The following is a 19,715-nucleotide window of genomic DNA, read 5'->3' as shown; positions in this document are numbered from 1 at the left end:
GGCGTTGACCGCCACCGCGCGGCGCAGGGGCGCCGCCGCACTCCTCGATCACTGGCACCGGGCCGACGGCGTACGCCGGGAATGGCTCGACGTGGGCCTCGGCACCGCATCCGCCGACCGCGCCACCGCCGAACGGATTCTGAGCCGCCTCTATCGGCGGCTGGGCCGCGAAGGGCCGCGGTTCGTCTGGGTGGATTCCCCGGCCGCCGCGCTGCCGCACACCACGGGCATCCCCGGTCACGACGACCTGCACGCGTGGCTGCGCCCGTCGCCGCCGCCGGGCCGGCCGCCCGTCGCCGTGGACATCGCCGCGAGCTGGTCGCGCCTGCTGGCCGCGCTCGACGAGGCGGCCGGCCACCCGGATCTCGAAGCGCCGCGGCAGGTCCGCAAGGGCGACAAGCCGCCGCCGGAGCTGCCACCCGTGGCGGCCCTGGAGGCCGGCGTGCCGCTCCGCGTGGTGCTGCGTCGAGGCGTGCGCGACGCGTTGCGGACGGCGCTGATGGAGGACGTCGCACTGCCGGTGCGGGCCGCACTCGCGCCACCCTCCCGATTGCCGGTCTGCTGGTACGGCCAGCAGGACGCGTCCTGGATCGCCCACCACGACGCCCTGCGCCGGCTGGGCCTGTCCCAGCCCGCACCGCGCGACGCCGCGCACCTCGACGACTGGGCCACCCTCGCCCGCGCGAGCGGCTGGTGGTGGCCCGGTGAGGAGGTCTGCGTGGTCGTGGAGCGCCCGGCCCGCATCGGTGCGGGCGTCGTGGTGTACCGCGACGGCAGCCGGCTGCCCGCTCAGCGCGTCAGCGGGTAGGCCGTGACTCCCTCGCCGATGCACGCGAGGAGCATCCCCGCTCCTTCGAGCAGGTAGTCGACGGGACCGGGCGTGGCGGTCGACCAGACCGTCTGCCCGGTCGCCGGGTCGAGTTCGTGCAGGACGGAGTCGTACGTCGCGGCGAAGAGCCGTCCGTCGGTGGTCGCCAGGACGGTGGGACTGAGGAGCGGGCGGCGCCAGCGTGCGACCCCGTTCTCCACCGCGATGACGCCGGAGTAGGTCAGGGAGATCCGTCTGTCCGTCAGGCTGGTCACGGTGAGGGCGCCGAGCGTCACGACCTGCGAGACGTCGATCCAGGCCGAGGCCTCCTTCTTGACGTCGACCAGGGACACCTCCCAGCGCCGTTCTCCGCTGGCGGCGTCGTGGCGCGACAGCTTCCAGGTGTCCTTGTCGATCGTGACCGCATACAGATCCTTGCCCGCGTCCCAGGGCCCCAGCACCGCGCCCTTCTCGGTCATCAGGGTCCGCCAGGCCAGGTCCCCGGTCCGGGGTTCGATCCCGTACAGGTAGGACGGCCCGTCCGTGGTGGCGCTGCTGACCGCGGCGCAGAGCACGCCGCTCGGGCTGAGGTGAATCTGCCCGTCGAACTCGCCGCGGCCGGCCACCTGCCAGAGCCTGCGGCCCGTGACGACGTCGTACGCGATCAGTGTCCTGGGCTTCTCGCCGGTCAGGACGAGGCCGTCCACCGCGGAGGCGAAGCCCTGCCCCCGGGCACCGCGATCACGGCCGGTCGCGACGTCGAGGGCCCGGCCGCCGTCCCGGCCGCCGACGAAGACCAGCCGGTCGCCGGCGTAGTAGACGTACTGGGCGTCGTCGGAGCGCCAGAGCCAGCGGACTTCGCCGGTCGCGGCGTCGACGGCCCGGGCGCCGTCGGCGGCCGCGCCGATCAGCAGGGATCCCACCTCGACCGGGTTGTAGAGGTCGTCGCGCTGCCACACGACCGCACCGACACCCGACGGGCTCGGCGGCGGGCTCGGCGACGCCGCCCCGGCGCGCGACGGCCACTCGGGGCGCCACCACCTCCCGGCCGCTCCGGCGGCGATCGCGGCCCCGGTCAGCACGCCGGTGGCGATCAGCCGGCGACGGCTCAGAATCGGGCGCCGCACGGCGCCGCCGAGCAGCAGCTTGCGCGCCTGCTCGGCGGTCGGCCGCTTCACCGGATCGGCGGCGAGCAGACGCAGCAGGGTCGGCGCCAGCGCCTCCGCACGCCGCGGTGCACGGATGTCGTGCCGCGCGTACGCCACCAGCGTCGGCAGGTAGGCCTCCCGCTGGAACGGCCCCACCCCCTCGATCGCGTAGTACAGCGTGGCGCCCAGCCCGAACACGTCCGCGGGCGGCCCCGGGGGAAGCCCCTTGGCCTGTTCGGGCGCGAGGTAACCGGGGGTGCCGATGATCGCCCCGGTCTCGGTCAGCGTCTCGGCGTCCGGCAGGGTGGCCAGCCCGAAATCGGTCAGCCGCACGGCCCCGTCGGCGGAGATGAGCACATTCGCCGGTTTGACATCACGATGCGTGATTCCGACGGCGTGGGCGGCGCGCAGCGCCGACAGCAGTTGCAACCCGATGTCGACCGCCCGCTCGACCGGCATCGGGCCGTCCTCGGCCACGATCTCCTTCAGCGACCGGCCGGGCACGAACTCCATCACGATCCACGGCTGGCCGTCCTGCGCGGCGATGTCGTAGACCGCGACGATGTGGGGATGACGCAGGGCCGCCGCGGCCCGCGCCTCCCGCAGGCTCCGCTCCCGCCCTGCGGCGACCGACCGGTCGGAGCTTCCCCAACTGTGGCGCAACTCCTTCACCGCGACGCGGCGCTGGAGCACCTCGTCGTGGGCGAGCCACACCACGCCCATGCCGCCGGAGCCGATGCGCTCGATGAGGCGGTAGCGGCCGGCCACGAGCACGGAACCCGCCAGGGGCTCGTGAACGTTCTCGGGGCTCGACATGGTGGCCTAGGCTACCGATCTTCCCGTTCCCGCGAAACCGTCGTCGACCTGCGAGAAGGTGCGCCGGCCGGGATGGCACACTGGCCGGGTGCCCAGGGTCTACCACGGCGACCATACCGCGCATATCAGGCAGCGACTCAGGGCCGAGACGCGGCGCTGCTCCCTCGGCCTCGTCGTGGCGGTGCTGCTTGCCGCCCTCCACATCCTGGTGCTCTCGGCGGCCCTCGACGGCAGATACGCCCTCCTGTCGGCAGCCGCCTGGTGGGCCATCAGCCTGCTGGCCGCCATCTCCGTCCTCGGCCTGGTTCTCGTCGGGGTGCAGTACCTGGTGTACCGGCGTCGCCGTCCGGACCTCGACGCCGCCGGCGCCGAGGCCATGGGCGAACGGAACGCCCGCCTGCACGGGTCGCAGGGAGGCGAGCACCGGTAGCCCTCCGGGCGTCAGCCGACGGTCGTGCCGACGAGCGCGCCGATGCCGTACGTGGCGACCATCGCCACCGCACCGCCCACCACCAGCCGCAGCACCGCCCGGCCCGGCCGCGCGCCGCCGAGCCGGGCACTGAGGTAGCCGGTGGCGGCGAGCGCGGCGACGACCACGCCGAACGTGACGACGGCCCGGATCCCGGGGGGCGGCAGCAGGATCGCGGTCAGCGGCAGCAGAGAACCCGCCGTGAATGCGATCGCGGAGGCGCCGGCCGCCTGCCACGGGTTGGTCAGTTCGTCCGGATCGAGGCGCAGTTCGATGTCGGCGTGCGCGGCGAACGCGTCATTGTCGGTCAGCTCCCGGGCCACCTGCCGGGCGGTCGTCGCGCTGAGCCCCTTCGCCTCGTAGAGCGCGACCAGTTCCTCGAACTCCTCCTCGGGGAACGCGGCGAGTTCATGGCGCTCCTTGTCCAGCAGGGCGTTTTCGGTGTCGCGCTGGCTGCTGACCGACACGTACTCGCCCAGCGCCATCGACACCGCGCCCGCGACCAGGCCCGCGACCCCGGCGGTCAGGATCGGCCCGGTCGAGGTGGTGGCCCCGGCCACGCCGACCACCAGGCCGGCGGTCGACACGATCCCGTCGTTGGCGCCCAGCACCCCGGCGCGCAGCCAGTTCAGGCGCCCGGACACGGCGGCGTCATGCGGCTCACCGGCGTGCATGACCACAGCAGCTCCTCGAACCATCAGAGTGGAAAGCCGGCCGATGATACGCCGCCGGCGAAGCTGGCGCGTCCACGATCGGATACGCACAGTAGGCAGGCTCTAGGCTGGACGCCATAGCGATACATCAGAAGATTTGGATCTTTATCCCCCACGGAGGCAGCGCCGCCGCCGCAGCACGGACCCCCGATGGAGTTGACCACCGGAACAGGCGGACTGCCCATGTCCAGAAGATCGTCCGTTGCCGTCATGCTCACCGCCCAGATCGCGGCCGTCGCCGGCCTCAGCGCCGGCGTCGCCGAACGCGCTGAGGCGCTGCTCGAACCCCTGCGCGGCGTCATGTCCTTCGACGCGGCCTGCGTCACTCTGCTGGAAGCCGACCGGCGCCGGCAGCCTCCGCTGATCTGTCACGGCTACCCGTCCGCGGTGGTCGAGCACCTGCACAGCGCGGACTTCCTCCTCAGCGTGGAGAGGCTGGGGCTCGACCGCAGCGACAGACCGATGCGTGTCATGGACCTTCCGGTGCCGCCCCTCGAGCTGCCCGGCTGGGCCACCTACATGGCCCCCGCCGGATTCGGCGAGGGCATCGGCATTCCCCTGCGCACCAGCGACGGCCGCTACCTCGGCATACTCGCCACCCATACCCGGAGCCGGACCCCGGTCGACGACGAAACCCGCAACCTGCTCGCCAGGATCGCCCCCGTGATCGCGCATGCGATCGACCCGTTGCGCACCATCACCGCGCTGGCCGCCCTGATCACCGACGCCATCGCCGGCGTCATGCTCACCCGCAGCGGCGCCACGGCGCCGGTCCCCGGCCTGCCCGGGCACGGCCTGCTGACCCCCGGCTCATCCGTGCTGGCCGAGGCCGCCGCGTGCTACGCCGACGGAGACAGCCGCGCGACCTTCCTTACTCCCACCCGGTATCCCGACCCGCCCGGCTACCTGCGAGTGATCATGCTGGCCTGCCCCGACCAGCCACCGTACGACCTCGACGCGGTCGTCATGCTGCGCCCGCCCGGGAACCTGCACCGCCTCAGCCACCAGGAGATGTCCGTTCTCGGCATGCTCGTCGCCGGCTGGAGCGAGCCGCACAGCGCCGCACGCCTGCACATCTCCACCCGCGCCCTGCGCTCCGCCCTAGAGCACGCCCGCACCAAACTCGGCGCCCCCAGCAACGCCGCCGCCGTCGTGCGCGCCGCTGACCGGGGTCTCTACCTGCCGCCCGGACTCCTCGCCTGAGCTTCTATCGAGATCAAGCTATACGTGACGCCTTCCGTTACCTATCGTTTCGTTTCGATCCACCGCGACGACGACAGGGGGACTCCATGGCCAGTGTGGCTCCCGACGGCCTCACCGCTCAGGCGCACGCCCTCGCCGAGGGCGCCGTCACGTCGCGGTCGCTCGTCGAGCGGGCGCTGCGGCGCATCGAGGCGACCCACGGGACGCTCAACGCCTTCCGCCGGGTACGGGGCGAGGCCGCGCTCGCCGAGGCCGACGCGGCCGACCGCCGGCTCGCCGCCGGCGTACGGCTGCCGCTGCTCGGCGTTCCGGTGGCGGTCAAGGACGACATCGACGTGGCCGGAGACCCGACGGCGTTCGGCTGCGACGGCGAGTTTCCGCCACAGCAGGTCGACGCCGAGGCGGTACGCCGGTTGCGCGCCGCCGGCGCCATCGTGCTGGGCAAGACCAACACCTGTGAGCTGGGCCAGTGGCCCTTCACCGAGGGACCGGCCTTCGGCGCCACCCGCAACCCGTGGGCGCCGGACCGTACGCCCGGCGGTTCCTCCGGCGGCGCGGCGGCCGCCGTCGCCGCCGGTCTGGTGCCGGCGGCCCTCGGCTCGGACGGCGCGGGCTCGGTGCGCATCCCGGCCGCCTGGACCCACCTGGTCGGCATCAAGCCGCAACGCGGGCGCGTCTCCACCTGGCCGCACCCGGAGGCCTTCCACGGCCTGACCGGCTACGGGCCGCTGGCCCGTACCGTCGCCGACGCGGCGCTGCTGCTCGACGCCGCCGCCGGCAGCCACGCCGGCGACCTGCACCGGCCGCCGCCGGTGCAGGTCCTGCCGGCCGTGCGGCGCGATCCGGGCCGCCTGCGCATCGCGTTGTCGTTCCGCAGCGCCTTCGCCGGCGGCATATCCCGGCCGGTGGACCCGGCCGTGCGCCGCGCCGTCACCGACCTGGCGGCGACCCTGGCCCGGCTCGGGCACGACATCGTCGAGGAGGATCCGCGCTACGGGCTGATCGGCCTCGCCTTCGTCCCCCGGGCGGCCGCCGGCGTCCGGGACTGGACCCGGCGGGTGCCGGACCGGGCGGTCCTGGATCCCCGGACCCGGCACACCGCCCGCCAGGGACGGCTGCTGGGCGGGGCCGCGCTGCGCCTGTCCTGGGCCGCCGACGCCCGCCTGCGCCGTCGCATCGGGGCCGTCTTCACCCGGTGCGACGTGGTGCTGACGCCGACCACGGCCGTCCCGCCGCCGAAGATCGGCGCCTGGGCCGCGATGTCCGGCTGGGGCACGGACCGGGCGATGATCGCCGCGTGCCCGTACGCCTGGCCGTGGAACGTCCTCGGCTGGCCCGGGGTGAACGTGCCGGCCGGCTTCACCCCGGACGGGCTGCCGGTCGGCGCCCAGTTGCTGGGTCCGGCGTACAGCGAGCCGCTGCTGGTCTCGCTCGCCGCCCAGGTGGAGGATGACCAACGGTGGGCGCGGCACTGGCCGGCCGGCGCGTTCGGCGGCTCGGACGAGCTGATCGGCGAGGTCACCGAGTAGCGGCGCCGGACGCTCCGACCTGTGGCCCTACCGGGGGATCGACGCGCTCCGCAGGCCGCGCCCGATGGGCCACGAGTACGCCGGCATCGTCGAGGAGGTCGGGTCGGCGGTGACCACGGTCCCGCCCGGCCAGTTCGTGGTGGGCTCGTTCTTCGCCTCCGACAACACCTGCGAGATCTGCCGGGCGGGTTACCAGACCCACTGCGTGCAGCGGCAGTCGGCGGCTCCCGACGGTGCCCAGGCCGAGCGGGTCAGGATCGCCCGCCGGTGAGGTCCTTGATCCGGGCCACGCCTTCGTCGCCGCGTTCGGTGACGATGTCGGTGACGCCGAACTCGAGGGCGAGCTCGGCGCGCACTCGGTCATCGAGGCGGTCGGCACCCAGGAGTCGATGCTGCAGGCCATCCGTTCCACCCGGGCCGGCGGGCACGTCGGCTACGTCGGCGTCGCCCACGAGGTCACGCTACCGGGCATGGAGCTGTTCTTCTCCGGGGTGCATCTTCACGGCGGGCCGGCACCGGTCCGCAGGTTCCTGCCCGACCTGCTGGAGCGGATCCGGAACGGGCAGATCAACCCCGGCCGGGTCTTCGACCTCGAGCTGCCTCTCGACCGGGCCGCCGAGGGCTACCGGGCCATACGAACGCCGGGCGATCAAGGTGCTGCTCCGCCCGTAGCCGGGCACCGAGCCGGGGTCCGATGACCCGGGACCTCGGGACCTCCGGCCCCTTCCCCTCAGTCGGCAACGGAGTTGAATCGAGGGCGGAAATACGCGTTCCGGTTACGACCGTCATCTCATCGCCCAAGATTGGTCGTACCAGGCGAAATTGGAGATGGTGCGATGGCGGGCACGACGGAGCAGGCGGGCCGGGCACTGTTGGCGGTTGGTGGCCTGGTGCGCCGGGCGGAGGTGTCCGCCGACGGGCGCACGTTGCATCAGATCGGTGGCCGGGAGGCGGACGCGTTCTACCGCGACCGCTGGTCCTACGACAAGGTGGTGCGCTCCACCCATGGGGTGAACTGCACCGGTTCCTGCTCGTGGAAGGTGTACGTCAAGGACGGCATCATCACCTGGGAGCAACAGCAGACCGACTACCCGAGCGTCGGCGCCGACCGGCCGGAGTACGAGCCGCGGGGTTGCCCCCGGGGTGCGGCGTTCTCCTGGTACACGTATTCGCCGACGCGGGTGCGGTATCCGTACGCGCGGGGCGTGCTGGTGGAGATGTTTCGGGAGGCGAAGCGTCGCCTCGGCGGTGACCCGGTCGCCGCCTGGGCGGACATCCAGAACGACCCGCAGCGGCGGCGCCGTTATCAGAAGGCGCGCGGCAGGGGCGGCCTGGTGCGGGTGACGTGGGACGAGGCGCAGGAGATGATCGCCGCCGCGCACGTGCACGCTATCCAGAAGTACGGCCCGGACCGGGTCGCCGGCTTCTCGCCGATTCCGGCTATGTCGATGGTGTCGCATGCGGTCGGTGCCCGGTTCCTGTCGCTGATCGGCGGCAGCATGCTGTCGTTTTACGACTGGTACGCCGACCTGCCGGTGGCCTCGCCGCAGATGTTCGGCGACCAGACCGACGTGCCGGAGTCCGGCGACTGGTGGGACGCCTCGTACCTGATCATGTGGGGCTCCAACGTGCCGGTGACCCGTACCCCGGACGCGCACTGGATGGCCGAGGCCCGTTACCGCGGGCAGAAGGTCGTGGTCGTCAGCCCGGACTACGCCGACAACGTCAAGTTCGCCGACGACTGGCTGCCGGCGCAGCCCGGCACCGACGGCGCCCTGGCGATGGCGATGGGCCACGTCGTGCTGAAGGAGTTCTTCGTCGACAGGACGACCCCGCGGTTCGTCGACTACGTCTCCCGCTTCACCGACCTTCCGTATCTGGTGACTCTGGAACCGGTCGAGGGCGGCGGCTTCCGGCCGGGCAAATTCGTCACTGCCGCCGATCTGGGCGCGACGGATGCCGAAGCGGCGTTCCGGCCGGTGGTGTGGGACACCGCTACGGACGCGCCGGCGGTGCCGAACGGGTCGCTGGGTGACCGGTTCAGCGAGGCCGGTGTCGGTAAGTGGAACCTCGACCTCGGTGACATCGCGCCCCGGTTGAGCTGCGCCGGTGGTGACGGGGTCGCGGTGCTGCTGCCGCGGTTCGACAACGACACCCCGGAGCTGATGCGCCGGGGCGTGCCGACGGCGACGGCAGCGGGAAAGGTCGTCACGACCGTCCTCGATCTGATGCTCGCCCAGTACGGGGTGTCACGCCCGGGCCTGCCGGGGACCTGGCCCACCGGCTACGACGACCCGGATGTCCCCTACACGCCCGCCTGGCAGGAGCCGATCACCGGTGTCCCCGCGGCCGCGGTGGCGCGGATCGCCCGGGAGTTCGCCGACAATGCCGAGCGCTCCGGCGGCCGGTCGATGATCCTCATGGGGGCGGGGACGAACCACTGGTTCCACTCCGATGCCACGTACCGGGCGATGCTCGCGCTGACCACGTTGACCGGCTGTCAGGGGGTCAACGGGGGAGGGTGGGCGCACTACGTCGGGCAGGAGAAGTGCCGGCCGGTCACCGGCTGGTCGCAGCTTGCGTTCGGCCTGGACTGGGTCCGTCCGCCGCGGCAGATGATCGGGACCGCGTTCTGGTACCTGCACACCGACCAGTGGCGTTACGACCAGTACGACGCGGGAGTGCTCGCCTCCCCGCTCGGCCGCGGTACCTTCGCCGGCAGGCACACCGCCGACCTGCTGGCCCAGTCGGCGCGGCTGGGCTGGATGCCGTCGATGCCGACGTTCGACCGTAACCCGCTCGACGTCGCGGACGAGGCGCTGGCGGCCGCGCCCGACAATCCCGCCGCTCATGTGGCCAAGGAGCTCGTCGACGGCCGGCTCGGGTTCGCGTGCACCGATCCGGACGCGCCGCAGAACTGGCCGCGGGTGCTGACGGTGTGGCGGGCCAACCTGCTGGGCTCGTCGGCGAAGGGCAACGAGTACTTCCTGCGGCACCTGCTGGGCACCGACTCGAACCTGCGCGCCGCCGAGGCACCGCGGGAGCGTCGCCCCACGGACGTGGTGTGGCACGACGAGGCGCCGGAAGGCAAGCTCGACCTGCTGCTGTCGCTGGACTTCCGGATGACGTCCACCACGCTGTTCTCCGACATCGTGCTGCCGGCCGCCACCTGGTACGAGAAGCACGACCTGAATACCACGGACATGCACCCGTTCGTGCACGCGTTCACCCCGGCGATCAATCCGCCGTGGCAGACCCGCACCGACTTCGACGCGTTCCACGGCATCGCGAAGGTGTTCTCCGAGCTTGCCGGGCCGCGCCTGGGCGTGCGCAAGGACCTGGTCGCCGCGCCGCTGCTGCACGACACTCCGGACGCGATGGCGACGCCGGGCGGGGTGGTGCGGGACTGGAAGACCGGCGAGACCGAGGCGATACCCGGTAAGACGATGCCGAAGTTCCTCGTGGTCGAGCGTGACTACGGCGCCGTCAGCGCGAAGATGGGGGCGCTGGGGCCCCTGTTGGATCGGCTCGGCACGACCACCAAGGCCGTCACCGTGGACGTCAATCCGGAGATCGAGTTTCTGAAGAAGGTCAACGGCACCGTGCGGGGCGGCGTCGCGGACGGCCGTCCGCGGCTGGACACCGACATCCGGGCCTGCGAGGCGATCCTGGCGCTGGCGGGCACCACGAACGGTCGGGTCGCCACCGAGGGGTTCCACTTCCTCGAGCGGCGGACGGGGCAGAAGCTGGCGGACATGTCGTCCGAGCACGAGGGCAAGCAGATCCGCTTCGCCGACTGCCAGTCGCGGCCGGTGCCGGTGATCACCAGTCCGGAGTGGTCGGGCAGCGAGCACGGCGGCCGCCGGTACTCGCCGTTCACCATCAACACCGAGCGGCTCAAGCCGTGGCACACGCTGACCGGGCGGCAGCACTTCTACCTCGACCACGACTGGATGCAGGAACTGGGGGAGGAGCTGCCGGTGTTCCGGCCGCCGCTGGACATGCACAAGCTCTTCGGCGAACCACGGCTCGGCCGCAACGGCGAACTGGAACTGACCGTGCGGTATCTGACGCCGCACTCGAAGTGGTCGATCCACTCCGAGTACCAGGACAACCTGATCATGCTGACGTTGTCCCGCGGTGGCCCGACGATGTGGATGAGTGAGGCCGACGCCGCGAAGATCGGCGTGCGGGACAACGAGTGGATCGAGGCGGTGAACCGCAACGGCGTGGTGGTGTGCCGGGCCGTGGTGACCCACAAGATGCCCGAGGGCACCGTCTACATGTACCACGCCCAGGAGCGGGTGATCGATGTGCCGAAGGCCGAGGTCAACGGGCGGCGCGGTGGTATCCACAACTCGCTGACCCGGCTGCTGATCAAACCGAGCCACATCATCGGCGGCTACGCCCAGCTCTCGTTCGCGTTCAACTATCTCGGCCCGACCGGTAACCAGCGTGACGAGGTCACCGTGATCCGCCGCCGGTCGCAGGAGGTGACCTACTGATGCGCGTCATGGCTCAGATGTCGATGGTGATGAACCTCGACAAGTGCATCGGCTGCCACACCTGTTCGGTGACGTGCAAGCAGGCGTGGACCAACCGCTCCGGCGTGGAGTACGTGTGGTTCAACAACGTCGAGTCACGGCCCGGGCAGGGCTACCCGCGCACCTACCAGGACCAGGATCGGTGGCAGGGTGGCTGGGTGCGGACCCGCACCGGCCGGCTCAAGCCGAAAGCAGGCGGGCGGGTGAAGAAGCTGTTCAGCATCTTCGCCAACCCGAAACTGCCCGCCATGCAGGACTACTACGAGCCCTGGACCTACGATTACGAGCACCTGCTCTCCGCCCCGGCCGGTGACGACATCCCGGTCGCCCGCCCCAAGTCGCTGCTCACCGGCAAGGACACCAAAGTCACCTGGTCGGCGAACTGGGACGACTCCCTGGCCGGCGGCAACGAGATCGCCGCCGGCGACCCGGTCCTGCAGCAGGTCTCCGAGAAGGTGAAGCAGGAGTACGAGAAGGCGTTCCTGTTCTTCCTGCCCCGCATCTGCGAGCACTGCCTCAATCCGTCGTGCGCCGCATCGTGCCCCTCGGGTGCGATCTACAAGCGGGCCGAGGACGGCATCGTGCTGGTGGACCAGGACCGCTGCCGCGGCTGGCGGATGTGCGTCACGGGCTGCCCGTACAAGAAGGTCTACTTCAACCACCGCACCGGCAAGGCCGAGAAGTGCACCTTCTGCTTCCCCCGCATCGAGCTCGGCCAGCCGACCATCTGCTCCGAGACCTGCGTCGGCCGGCTGCGCTACCTCGGGCTGATGCTCTACGACGCCGATGCCGTCGGGAAGGCCGCCGCCGTCAAGGACGAACACGCCCTGTTCGAGGCGCAGAAGTCGGTGTTCCTCGACCCGCACGACCCGCAGGTCGTCGCCGCGGCCCGCGCCGCGGGCATCCCGGACGACTGGATCACCGCCGCCCAACGGTCCCCGATCTGGGACCTGATCATGAAGTACCAGGTGGCGCTGCCGCTGCACCCGGAATACCGGACCATGCCCATGGTCTGGTACATCCCGCCGCTGTCGCCGGTCGTGGACATCCTGCGCGACACCGGCCACGACGGCGAGGACATGAACAACCTGTTCGGCGCCGTCGACGCGCTGCGCATCCCGCTGGACTACCTGGCCGGGCTGTTCACCGCGGGCGATGCCGCCCCCGTGACCGACGTGCTGCAACGCCTGGCGGCGATGCGTGCCTACCAGCGGCGGATCAACCTCGGCGAGGACCGGGACGAGTCGATCGCCGCCCGGGTCGGCATGACCGGCCGCCAGATGGACGACATGTACCGGCTCCTCGCCATCGCCAAGTACGAGGACCGGTACGTCATCCCGGCCGCGCACGCCGAGGACGCCCACCGCCTCGAGCAGCTCGGCACCGAGTGCAGCCTCGACTACGAGGGCGGGCCGGGGATGGGCGGCGGCGGACCCTACGGCCAGGGCCCGTTCGGCGAGTCGTCGGGCGTTCCGGCGCCCATCCAGGTGGAGACCTTCCACATGCTGCGGGACCGCCAGACCGCCGACGGCTTCACCGATCCCGGCGACGAGGCCCGCCGGGTGAACCTGCTCAACTGGGACGGCAAGGGTCGTCCGGAGGGCCTGTTCCCCCCGCGGCGCGACCCGGCCGCCGGTGGAGGCGAGACGGGCGGTCCCGGGACCGTCGACACCGAGGGGAGTCCACGATGACCCGGACCGTCGCATGGCGGGCGGTAGCCGCCCGCGCCGCGTCCCTGCTGCTGCGCTATCCGGACGAGGAGGTCCTGGGGTCGCTGCCGGTGATCACCGGTGCCCTGCCCGACCTGCCCGCGGATGTGGCCGCACCGCTGCGGACCGTGGCGGAGCACCGGGCCGCGAGGGAGGCGTCGCGGCTGCGCACCGAGTACGTCGAGCTGTTCGACTTCCGCCGCCGCTGCGCGCTGCACCTGACCTATTACACCTGCGGCGACACGCGTAAGCGGGGTGAGGCGCTGGTCGGCTTCGCCGCCGCCTACAAGGCCGCGGGCCTCGAGGTCGTCGGCGGTGAGCTGCCCGACTACCTGCCCGCCGTGCTGGACCTGGCGGCCACCGACGACGGCGGGTGGCGGCTGCTGCGGGACAACCGGGTGGGCCTGGACCTGCTGACCGAGTCGCTGGGCCGGGAGGAGTCGGTCTACCGGCACGCGATCGAGGCCGTGCGCGCCATGCTGCCCGCTGCCGGTCCCGCGGAACTGCGGGCCGTCGCGCAGCTCGCCGGCACCGGGCCGCCGGTCGAGCAGGTGGGCCTGGAACCGTACGGGCTCGTCGACACGACCGGAGGCCGCCGGTGAACGTCCTGCTGTGGGTCGTGTACCCCTACGTGGCCATCGCCGTGCTGGCCGGTGGGCTGATCTGGCGCTACCGCTATGACAAGTTCGGCTGGACCACGCGCTCCTCCCAGCTCTACGAGACCGCCGTGCTGCGCTGGGGCAGCCCCATGTTCCACTTCGGGATCCTCATGGTCCTTGTCGGGCACATCGGCGGCCTGCTGATCCCGAAGTCCTGGACCGAGGCGGTCGGCGTCACCGAGCACACCTACCACTTGATGGCGGTGTTCGTCGGCACGATCGCGGGCTTCTGCACGCTGATCGGCATGGCGATCCTCATCGCCCGGCGTCGGCTCACCGGACCGGTCTTCGCCGCCACCACCAGGAACGACAAGTCCATGTACGTGGTGCTGGCGTCCGTGATCGTCCTGGGTCTGTGGACCACGGTCCGGGCCAACATCGCCGGCGACGGCTACGACTACCGCGAGACGATCTCGCCCTGGTTCCGGTCGCTGTTCTACCTCAGCCCCGACCCGGAGGTCATGGCGGCCGTGCCGATCGGCTTCCAGATCCACATCATCGCCGCGTTCGCGCTCTTCGCGTTCTGGCCGTTCACCCGGCTCGTGCACGCGTTCAGCGCGCCCGTCGGCTACCTCACCCGCCCGTACGTTGTCTACCGCAGCCGCGACCTGCGCCCGCGGCCCGGCCTGCGCGCGACCCGGCCCGGCTGGGAGGGTCCGCCCCAGGCCCCCGCGACCCGCGCCCGGGGCGGACGATGACGACGACCACTTCCCGTGCGGCCACCGTGAACCTGGCCGTCGCCACGCTGGGATTCACCGTCAACTTCTGGGCCTGGGCGCTGCTCGGCCCGCTTGCGCCCGGCGTCAAGGAGCGCCTCGGCCTGAGCTTCGCCGCCCAGTCGCTGCTGGTTGCCGTGCCCGTCGTGGTCGGCTCGCTCGGCCGCATCCCGGTCGGCGCGCTCACCGACCGGTTCGGCGCCCGCATCATGTTCCCGCTGCTCAGCCTGGCTACCACCGTCCCGGTGCTGATCCTCACCGTCGTCGAGGGTTACGGCGCGCTGATCGCCACCGGATTCTTCCTCGGCCTGGGCGGCACCACGTTCGCCATCGGCGTCCCGCTGATCTCCGGCTGGTTTCCGCCCGAGCGCAAGGGTTTCGCCCTCGGCGTGTTCGGCATCGGTACGGGCGGCACCGCCATCGCCAACTTCACGACCGTACGGCTCGCGGACACGTACGGGAGGAACACGCCCTTCCTGCTCGTCGCCGGCATCCTCGCCGGCTACGCGGTGCTGGCGTTCCTGCTGTTGCGTGACCCACCCGGGCGCACTCCGCCGGCGGGATCCGCGGTCGCCCGTACCCTCGACGTCTGCCGCCTGACCGTCACCTGGCAGCTCAGCTTCCTGTACGCGGTGGGCTTCGGCGGGTTCGTGGCCTTCAGCGTCTACCTGCCCGCCTACCTGGGCACCGCATACGGGCTGACCGCCGGCGACGCCGCCCTGCGCACCGCCGGTTTCGTGGTGCTCGCCGTGGCGGCCCGCCCGACCGGCGGCTGGCTGTCCGACCGCTACCACCCGGTGCCCGTGCTGGTGTGGTGCTTCTCCGGCACCGCGGTGTTCGCGGTCCTGCAGGCGTTCCAGCCGCCGCTGATGCCGCTGTCCACGGTCGCGTTCCTCGGCATGGCCGCCCTGCTCGGTGCCGCCGGCGGCGCCGTCTTCGCCCTCGTCGGCAAGGTCGCGCCCGCGGACAAGATCGGCTCGGTCACCGGCGTCGTCGGCGCCGCGGGCGGCCTCGGCGGCTTCGTCCCGCCACTGATCATGGGCTGGGTGTACGGAACCGAGGGCTCGTACTCGATCGGCCTGATGCTGCTGTCCGACGTCGCACTCGCCGCGGCGGTCTACACCGCCGTCCGGATGCGCGGCCCGGTCGCACCGACCGCCGCCGTGTCCTCGGTCAGGTCGTGAAGCCGGCCACGATGCCACGGAGGCGTTCCGCGGTCTGTGCGAGCTCTCCCGCCGACCGTGCCGTGGATTCTGCGCCGGTGGTGGTCCGGTTCGCCTCCTGGGTGACGGAGCCGATGCCGGCGGCGATCCGCTCGGCGCCGGCCGCCACCTCGCTGATCCCGTAGGTCATCTCCGAGGTGGTGGCCGATTCGTACCGTTCAGGCTGGGCCTCAGAGGGATCTTGGCGGCTCCGTATTCCCCTGTTGGGGATTTCCGGGCGCCGCGCCGTTGCCGCGTACCGAGCGGAGCAGCAGCTCGGACACGTCGGACACCCGGACGTCCTCCGCCGCCTTGCCCTGCTGCTTGCGGGTGGCGACGCCGTCGGTGAGCATGCTGATGCAGAACGGGCACGCCGCGGCGACCACGCTCGCCCCGGTGTCGAGCGCCTGGTCGGTGCGGGCCTCGTTGATGCGGGTGCCGAGGGGCTCCTCCATCCACATCCGGGCGCCGCCCGCACCGCAGCAGAACGACGTCTCGCGGCTCCGGGTCATCTCGGTGAACTGCAGTCCGGGCACGCTGCCCAGCAGTTCCCGTGGCGGGCTGAAGACGCGGTTGTGCCGCCCGAGGTAGCAGGGGTCGTGGTAGGTGACCGCGGTGTCGACGGGGTGGGCCGGGCGCAGCCGGCCGTCGGCCACGAGCCGGGACAGCAGTTGCGTGTGGTGGACGACCTCGTAGTCGCCGCCGAGCTGCTGGTACTCGTTGCCGATCGTGTTGAAGCAGTGCGCGCACGTCACCACGATCTTCCGGGCTCCGGCGGCGTTCAGGGTCTCCACGTTCTGCGTCGCCAGCTCCTGGAACAGCATTTCCTGGCCGAGGCGGCGGGCGGCGTCGCCCGTGCACGTCTCGCCGCTGCCGAGCACCATGAACTCGACGCCGGCCTCGTGCAGGAGCTGCGCGACCGCGCGGGTGGTGCGCTTGGCGTTCTCGTCCAGCGCGCCCGCGCAGCCCACCCAGAAGAGGTACTCGACGTCGTCGGGGAGCCGTTCCTCGCCGCCGGTGCCGAAGACGCGGACCTCGAACGGCAGCCCGGCCGTCCACTCCAGCCTGGCTTTTCCGCCGCGGCCCCACGGGTCCCCGGCCCGCTCGAGGTTGCGCAGCATGACGTTGGCTTCCTTCGGGAACTGGGACTCGATGAGCACCTGGTAGCGCCGCATGTCGACGATGTGGTCGACGTGCTCGATGTCGACGGGGCACTGCTCGACGCACGCCCCGCAGGTCACGCAGGACCACAGCACGTCGGGGTCGATCACCCCGCCGGCCTCCGCCGGTCCGACGAGGGGCCGGGCCGCCTCCGCGCGGACGTCGTCGCTCAGGGCATCGCGCTCGGCATCGGAGGTGGCGAGCAGGTACGGCGCCTTCGCCAGCGCGTGGTCGCGCAGGCCCATGATGAGCAGCTTGGGGTTGAGCGGCTTGTCGGTGTGCCAGGCCGGGCACTGGGACTGGCACCGGCCGCACTCCGTGCAGGAGCCGAAGTCCAGCATGCCCTTCCAGGTGAAGTCCTCGATCGCGCCCCGGCCGATCTTGTCGTCCTCGTCCGGGTCCTCGAAGTTCACCGGTGCGCCGCCCGAGTGCACCGGCAGCAGCGGGCCCAGCGCCCGGGGGCGGCGGGAGAACAGCACGTTCAGCGGTGCGAGCCCGATGTGCAGGTGCTTGGAGTGCACGACGATGACGAGGAAGGCCAGCACGGCGCCGAGCGTGGCGAGCAGGCCGACCGTCTCCAGGACCTCGTTGGCGGCGTGCCCGGCCGGCTGCAACACCTTCGCGACCGCCTCCGAGGCGAACGCGCCGTCGGCGAAGGGGAAGTTCCCGGTGTTGATCTGTGCGCCGCGGCAGAGCAGCAGCGTCCACATCACGTTGAAGATCATGAACAGGACGAGCCACGCGGCGCCCAGATGCGACCCGAAGAACCGGGACCGGCGTCCGTCGCGCTGCGGGCGGTGGCGCAGGCGGATCCCGGCGAAGACGACGAGCGACAGCAGCACCGCCACGATGAAGAAGTCCTCGAGGAAGCCCAGCCAGGCTTGCTTGCCGATGAGCGGGATGTGGAAGTCCGGGTCGAACAGCGCGCCGTAGCCCTCCACGATGGTCGCGCCGAGGATCACGAATCCCCAGAACACCGCGAAGTGCGCGAGGCCGGGTGTGCTCCACTTCAGCAGCTTCCGCTGGCCGAACACCTCGGTCACGATCGCCCCCAGGCGGGTGCCGAGGTCCGTGGTGCGCTCGGGCTCCGCCGGCTGCCCGGCGCGGGCCAGCCGGAACAGGGTGAGGACCCGCCGCCCGGCCAGCGCGAACGCGGCCGCGGTCATGGTCAGCCCAAGCACCAGTCGTATCGTCACGTCGTCTCCTCGCTGTGGCTGATCACCGGGTGGCCTTGCGTCTGCTGATCTCGGCGAGCAATTCGGGCACCACGCGGTGCACGTCGCCGACCACGCCGAGGTCGGCCAGGTCGAAGATGGGCGCGGCCGGGTTGCGGTCGATCGCCACGATCGTCTCCGCGTGCTGCATGGCGGCCCGGTGGCGGACCGAGCCGGAGATGCCGAGCGCCAGGTACAGGCGGGGGTGGACGATCGTGCCCACCTGGTCGATCTGTTCGCACCGCGGGCACCAGCCGAGCTCGGCCGCGCTGTGCGACCCGCCGGCGGTGCCGTGCAGTGCCTTGGCGAGCGCGCCGACCAGGCCGAAAGACTGCTGCGAGCCCAGACCCCGGCCGCCGGCGACGACGACGGCCGCCGTGGCCAGCTCCGGCCGGAGCTCGGCGCCGGCCGGCCGGCGGGCGATCCGGCGCACCGCACGGACGCCGGGCGGGAAGCCGATCTCGACCCGCTGGACGTCCGGCTCCACCGGCGCGGCCACCGGCTCGACGGCGTCGGCGCGCACGGTGAACACCGGCACGCCGCCGGTCACGCGGGACTCCACCCGGTACGTACCGAGCAGCGCCGGCTGGACCGCGACCGGCCCGTCGGCGTCCCCGCGCAGGTCGACGACGTCACTGACGAGGCCGGAGCCGAGCCGCGCGGCCAGCCGGGCGGCGATCTCCTGGCCGAGCCGGTGGGAGGCCACGAGGACGGCGGCGGGTGCCGTCCGGCGTACGAGGTGGGACAGCAGCTCGACCCGGGCGGCGGCGGGATACTCGTCGAGCTCGGGGCGGGCGGTGGTGGTGACCGTGGTGGCGCCGTACCGGCCCAGCAGGGCGACGCTTGCCGCGCCGGGCGGGCCGCAGAGGACCGCCAGGGGCGGGCCGAGCCGGCGGGCGAGGGTGAGCAGCGCGCACGTGGAGCGGCACACGGTCCCGCCGGTCGCGGTGCGATCCACGAGCACCAGCACAGGTCTCATGACACCTCTTCAGGATTTTGTGCGACGGCTACCGGAAGCGACGACTAGAGGAACTGGTGGAGCGCCAGGAAGTCCGCCAGCCGGATGGCGGCTACCGCGGGGTCGTCGGCGAGCAGCACCTGGGTCCGCCCGGCCGGGTCGGCCGGGACGGGGCGGACGATGGTCGTGGTGGCGCCACCGGCGTCGTTCCCGGCGATGCCGAGGTCGTCCAGCGACCAGGTGTGGACCAGCTTGTGGTGGGCGTCGAGGGTCGCCGTCAGGGTGGGCAACAGGGGTTCACCGCAGCGCTCGGTGATCGAGACCACGGCGGGCAGCGCGGCGACGTACGTCTGCAGGCCCGCGCCGTCGTCCCGGGCGATCTCGACCTTCTGCTCGCGGACCCGCAGGATGTCGGCGAAGCAGAGCACCGGAACCCCGAGCAGCTCCGCGACCATGGCCGGCACCGCGGACATCCCGGCGTCCGACGACGCCGAGCCGGACAGCACGAGGTCGAAGCCGAGCCGGTCCACGGCGGTGGCGAGCACCCGCGCGGTGGCGAGCGCGTCGCTGCCGTGCAGCCGGTCGTCGAGGACGTGGACCGCGTCGTCGGCGCCGAGGATCAACGCCTTGCGCAGCGCCGCGGCGGACGCGGCCGGACCCATCGTCACGGCGGTGATCTGCACGTCGCGCCGCCGCCGTGCGATCCGCCGGGCCTGGTCGACCGCGTACTCGTCGGCCTCGTTGAGCCGACCGGGCCGCGCGGCGCGCTCCAGCGTGTGGTCGGCACCGAACGTCATGCCGCGCAGCGTGCACGGCACGTGCTTGACCAAGACCACGATCTTCATCGGCGACAGCCTCCGCCCGGT

17 protein-coding genes are annotated in these 19,715 nt (G+C 72.1%); 11 read left to right on the top strand and 6 right to left on the bottom strand.

From position 1 onward, the window contains the following. Positions 1 to 4: 4 nt before the first annotated feature. A complete protein-coding gene (locus EDD30_RS07240; RefSeq protein WP_071809662.1) occupies positions 5 to 808 on the top strand; it encodes a DUF6745 domain-containing protein in 804 nt (267 codons plus the stop codon). Here EDD30_RS07240 and EDD30_RS07235 read toward each other — a convergent pair. Continuing rightward, on the bottom strand, positions 790 to 2,772 hold the full coding sequence (locus EDD30_RS07235; RefSeq protein WP_071809661.1) for a protein kinase domain-containing protein: 1,983 nt from the start codon (positions 2,770 to 2,772) through the stop codon (positions 790 to 792). The two genes, EDD30_RS07240 and EDD30_RS07235, sit on opposite strands and share 19 nt — an antisense overlap. 88 nt (positions 2,773 to 2,860) lie before the next feature. Between EDD30_RS07235 and EDD30_RS07230 the strand changes: the two genes are divergently transcribed. Further along, on the top strand, positions 2,861 to 3,202 hold the full coding sequence (locus tag EDD30_RS07230; RefSeq protein WP_143163051.1) for a hypothetical protein: 342 nt from the start codon (positions 2,861 to 2,863) through the stop codon (positions 3,200 to 3,202). A gap of 11 nt (positions 3,203 to 3,213) precedes the next feature. Here the strand turns inward: EDD30_RS07230 and EDD30_RS07225 are convergent, their stop codons facing one another. Continuing rightward, complete coding sequence (locus EDD30_RS07225; RefSeq protein ID WP_244945573.1) at positions 3,214 to 3,915, bottom strand: VIT1/CCC1 transporter family protein; 702 nt, start codon at positions 3,913 to 3,915, stop codon at positions 3,214 to 3,216. A gap of 222 nt (positions 3,916 to 4,137) precedes the next feature. Here EDD30_RS07225 and EDD30_RS07220 point away from each other — a divergent pair, with 222 nt between their 5' ends. From EDD30_RS07220 to EDD30_RS07185, 9 genes are all read left to right on the top strand, one after another. Next, positions 4,138 to 5,157, top strand: a complete 1,020-nt coding sequence (locus tag EDD30_RS07220) for a LuxR C-terminal-related transcriptional regulator (RefSeq protein ID WP_170047700.1) — start codon at positions 4,138 to 4,140, stop codon at positions 5,155 to 5,157. 86 nt (positions 5,158 to 5,243) lie between these two features. After that, positions 5,244 to 6,686, top strand: a complete 1,443-nt coding sequence (locus EDD30_RS07215) for an amidase (protein ID WP_071809657.1) — start codon at positions 5,244 to 5,246, stop codon at positions 6,684 to 6,686. 19 nt (positions 6,687 to 6,705) lie between these two features. After that, positions 6,706 to 6,957 carry an alcohol dehydrogenase catalytic domain-containing protein gene (locus EDD30_RS40440; RefSeq protein WP_342353760.1) on the top strand — a complete coding sequence of 84 codons (252 nt, stop codon included), beginning with the start codon at positions 6,706 to 6,708 and terminating at the stop codon, positions 6,955 to 6,957. Then, entirely contained in the window at positions 6,920 to 7,384 is a 465-nt protein-coding gene (locus EDD30_RS07210; RefSeq protein WP_071809655.1) for an MDR/zinc-dependent alcohol dehydrogenase-like family protein, read from the top strand. Before EDD30_RS40440 ends, EDD30_RS07210 begins: the two co-directional genes overlap by 38 nt. A 138-nt stretch (positions 7,385 to 7,522) precedes the next feature. Continuing rightward, complete coding sequence (locus EDD30_RS07205; protein WP_071809654.1) at positions 7,523 to 11,191, top strand: nitrate reductase subunit alpha; 3,669 nt, start codon at positions 7,523 to 7,525, stop codon at positions 11,189 to 11,191. Beyond that, positions 11,191 to 12,921, top strand: coding sequence for a nitrate reductase subunit beta (gene narH / locus EDD30_RS07200; protein ID WP_071809653.1), 1,731 nt, complete (start codon positions 11,191 to 11,193; stop codon positions 12,919 to 12,921). Before EDD30_RS07205 ends, narH begins: the two co-directional genes overlap by 1 nt. Beyond that, a complete protein-coding gene (gene narJ, locus EDD30_RS07195; protein ID WP_071809652.1) occupies positions 12,918 to 13,541 on the top strand; it encodes a nitrate reductase molybdenum cofactor assembly chaperone in 624 nt (207 codons plus the stop codon). Before narH ends, narJ begins: the two co-directional genes overlap by 4 nt. Next, complete coding sequence (narI, locus tag EDD30_RS07190; RefSeq protein WP_071809651.1) at positions 13,538 to 14,296, top strand: respiratory nitrate reductase subunit gamma; 759 nt, start codon at positions 13,538 to 13,540, stop codon at positions 14,294 to 14,296. The genes narJ and narI overlap by 4 nt, the downstream gene beginning before the upstream one ends. Next, positions 14,293 to 15,498, top strand: coding sequence for an MFS transporter (locus EDD30_RS07185; RefSeq protein WP_071809650.1), 1,206 nt, complete (start codon positions 14,293 to 14,295; stop codon positions 15,496 to 15,498). The genes narI and EDD30_RS07185 overlap by 4 nt, the downstream gene beginning before the upstream one ends. Here EDD30_RS07185 and EDD30_RS07180 read toward each other — a convergent pair. From EDD30_RS07180 to EDD30_RS07165, 4 genes are read right to left on the bottom strand one after another with little or no spacing between them, the layout of a single operon-like run. Continuing rightward, positions 15,488 to 15,667, bottom strand: a complete 180-nt coding sequence (locus EDD30_RS07180) for a hypothetical protein (protein WP_071809649.1) — start codon at positions 15,665 to 15,667, stop codon at positions 15,488 to 15,490. The two genes, EDD30_RS07185 and EDD30_RS07180, sit on opposite strands and share 11 nt — an antisense overlap. Before the next feature lie 40 nt (positions 15,668 to 15,707). Next, entirely contained in the window at positions 15,708 to 17,843 is a 2,136-nt protein-coding gene (locus EDD30_RS07175; RefSeq protein WP_170047701.1) for a (Fe-S)-binding protein, read from the bottom strand. A gap of 52 nt (positions 17,844 to 17,895) precedes the next feature. Next, the gene (locus EDD30_RS07170; RefSeq protein WP_123678131.1) at positions 17,896 to 18,870 is read right to left on the bottom strand and encodes an electron transfer flavoprotein subunit alpha/FixB family protein; all 975 of its coding nucleotides are present in this window, start codon (positions 18,868 to 18,870) and stop codon (positions 17,896 to 17,898) included. A gap of 44 nt (positions 18,871 to 18,914) precedes the next feature. Continuing rightward, positions 18,915 to 19,694 (bottom strand): electron transfer flavoprotein subunit beta/FixA family protein, encoded by a 780-nt coding sequence (locus tag EDD30_RS07165; RefSeq protein WP_123678130.1) that lies wholly within the window; start codon positions 19,692 to 19,694, stop codon positions 18,915 to 18,917. Positions 19,695 to 19,715 lie beyond the last annotated feature (21 nt).

The organism is Couchioplanes caeruleus, assembly GCF_003751945.1.
Classification (GTDB): domain Bacteria; phylum Actinomycetota; class Actinomycetes; order Mycobacteriales; family Micromonosporaceae; genus Actinoplanes; species Actinoplanes caeruleus.
Note: the sequence above shows the minus strand (reverse complement) of the source record. Positions and strands in the feature narration are given on the sequence as shown.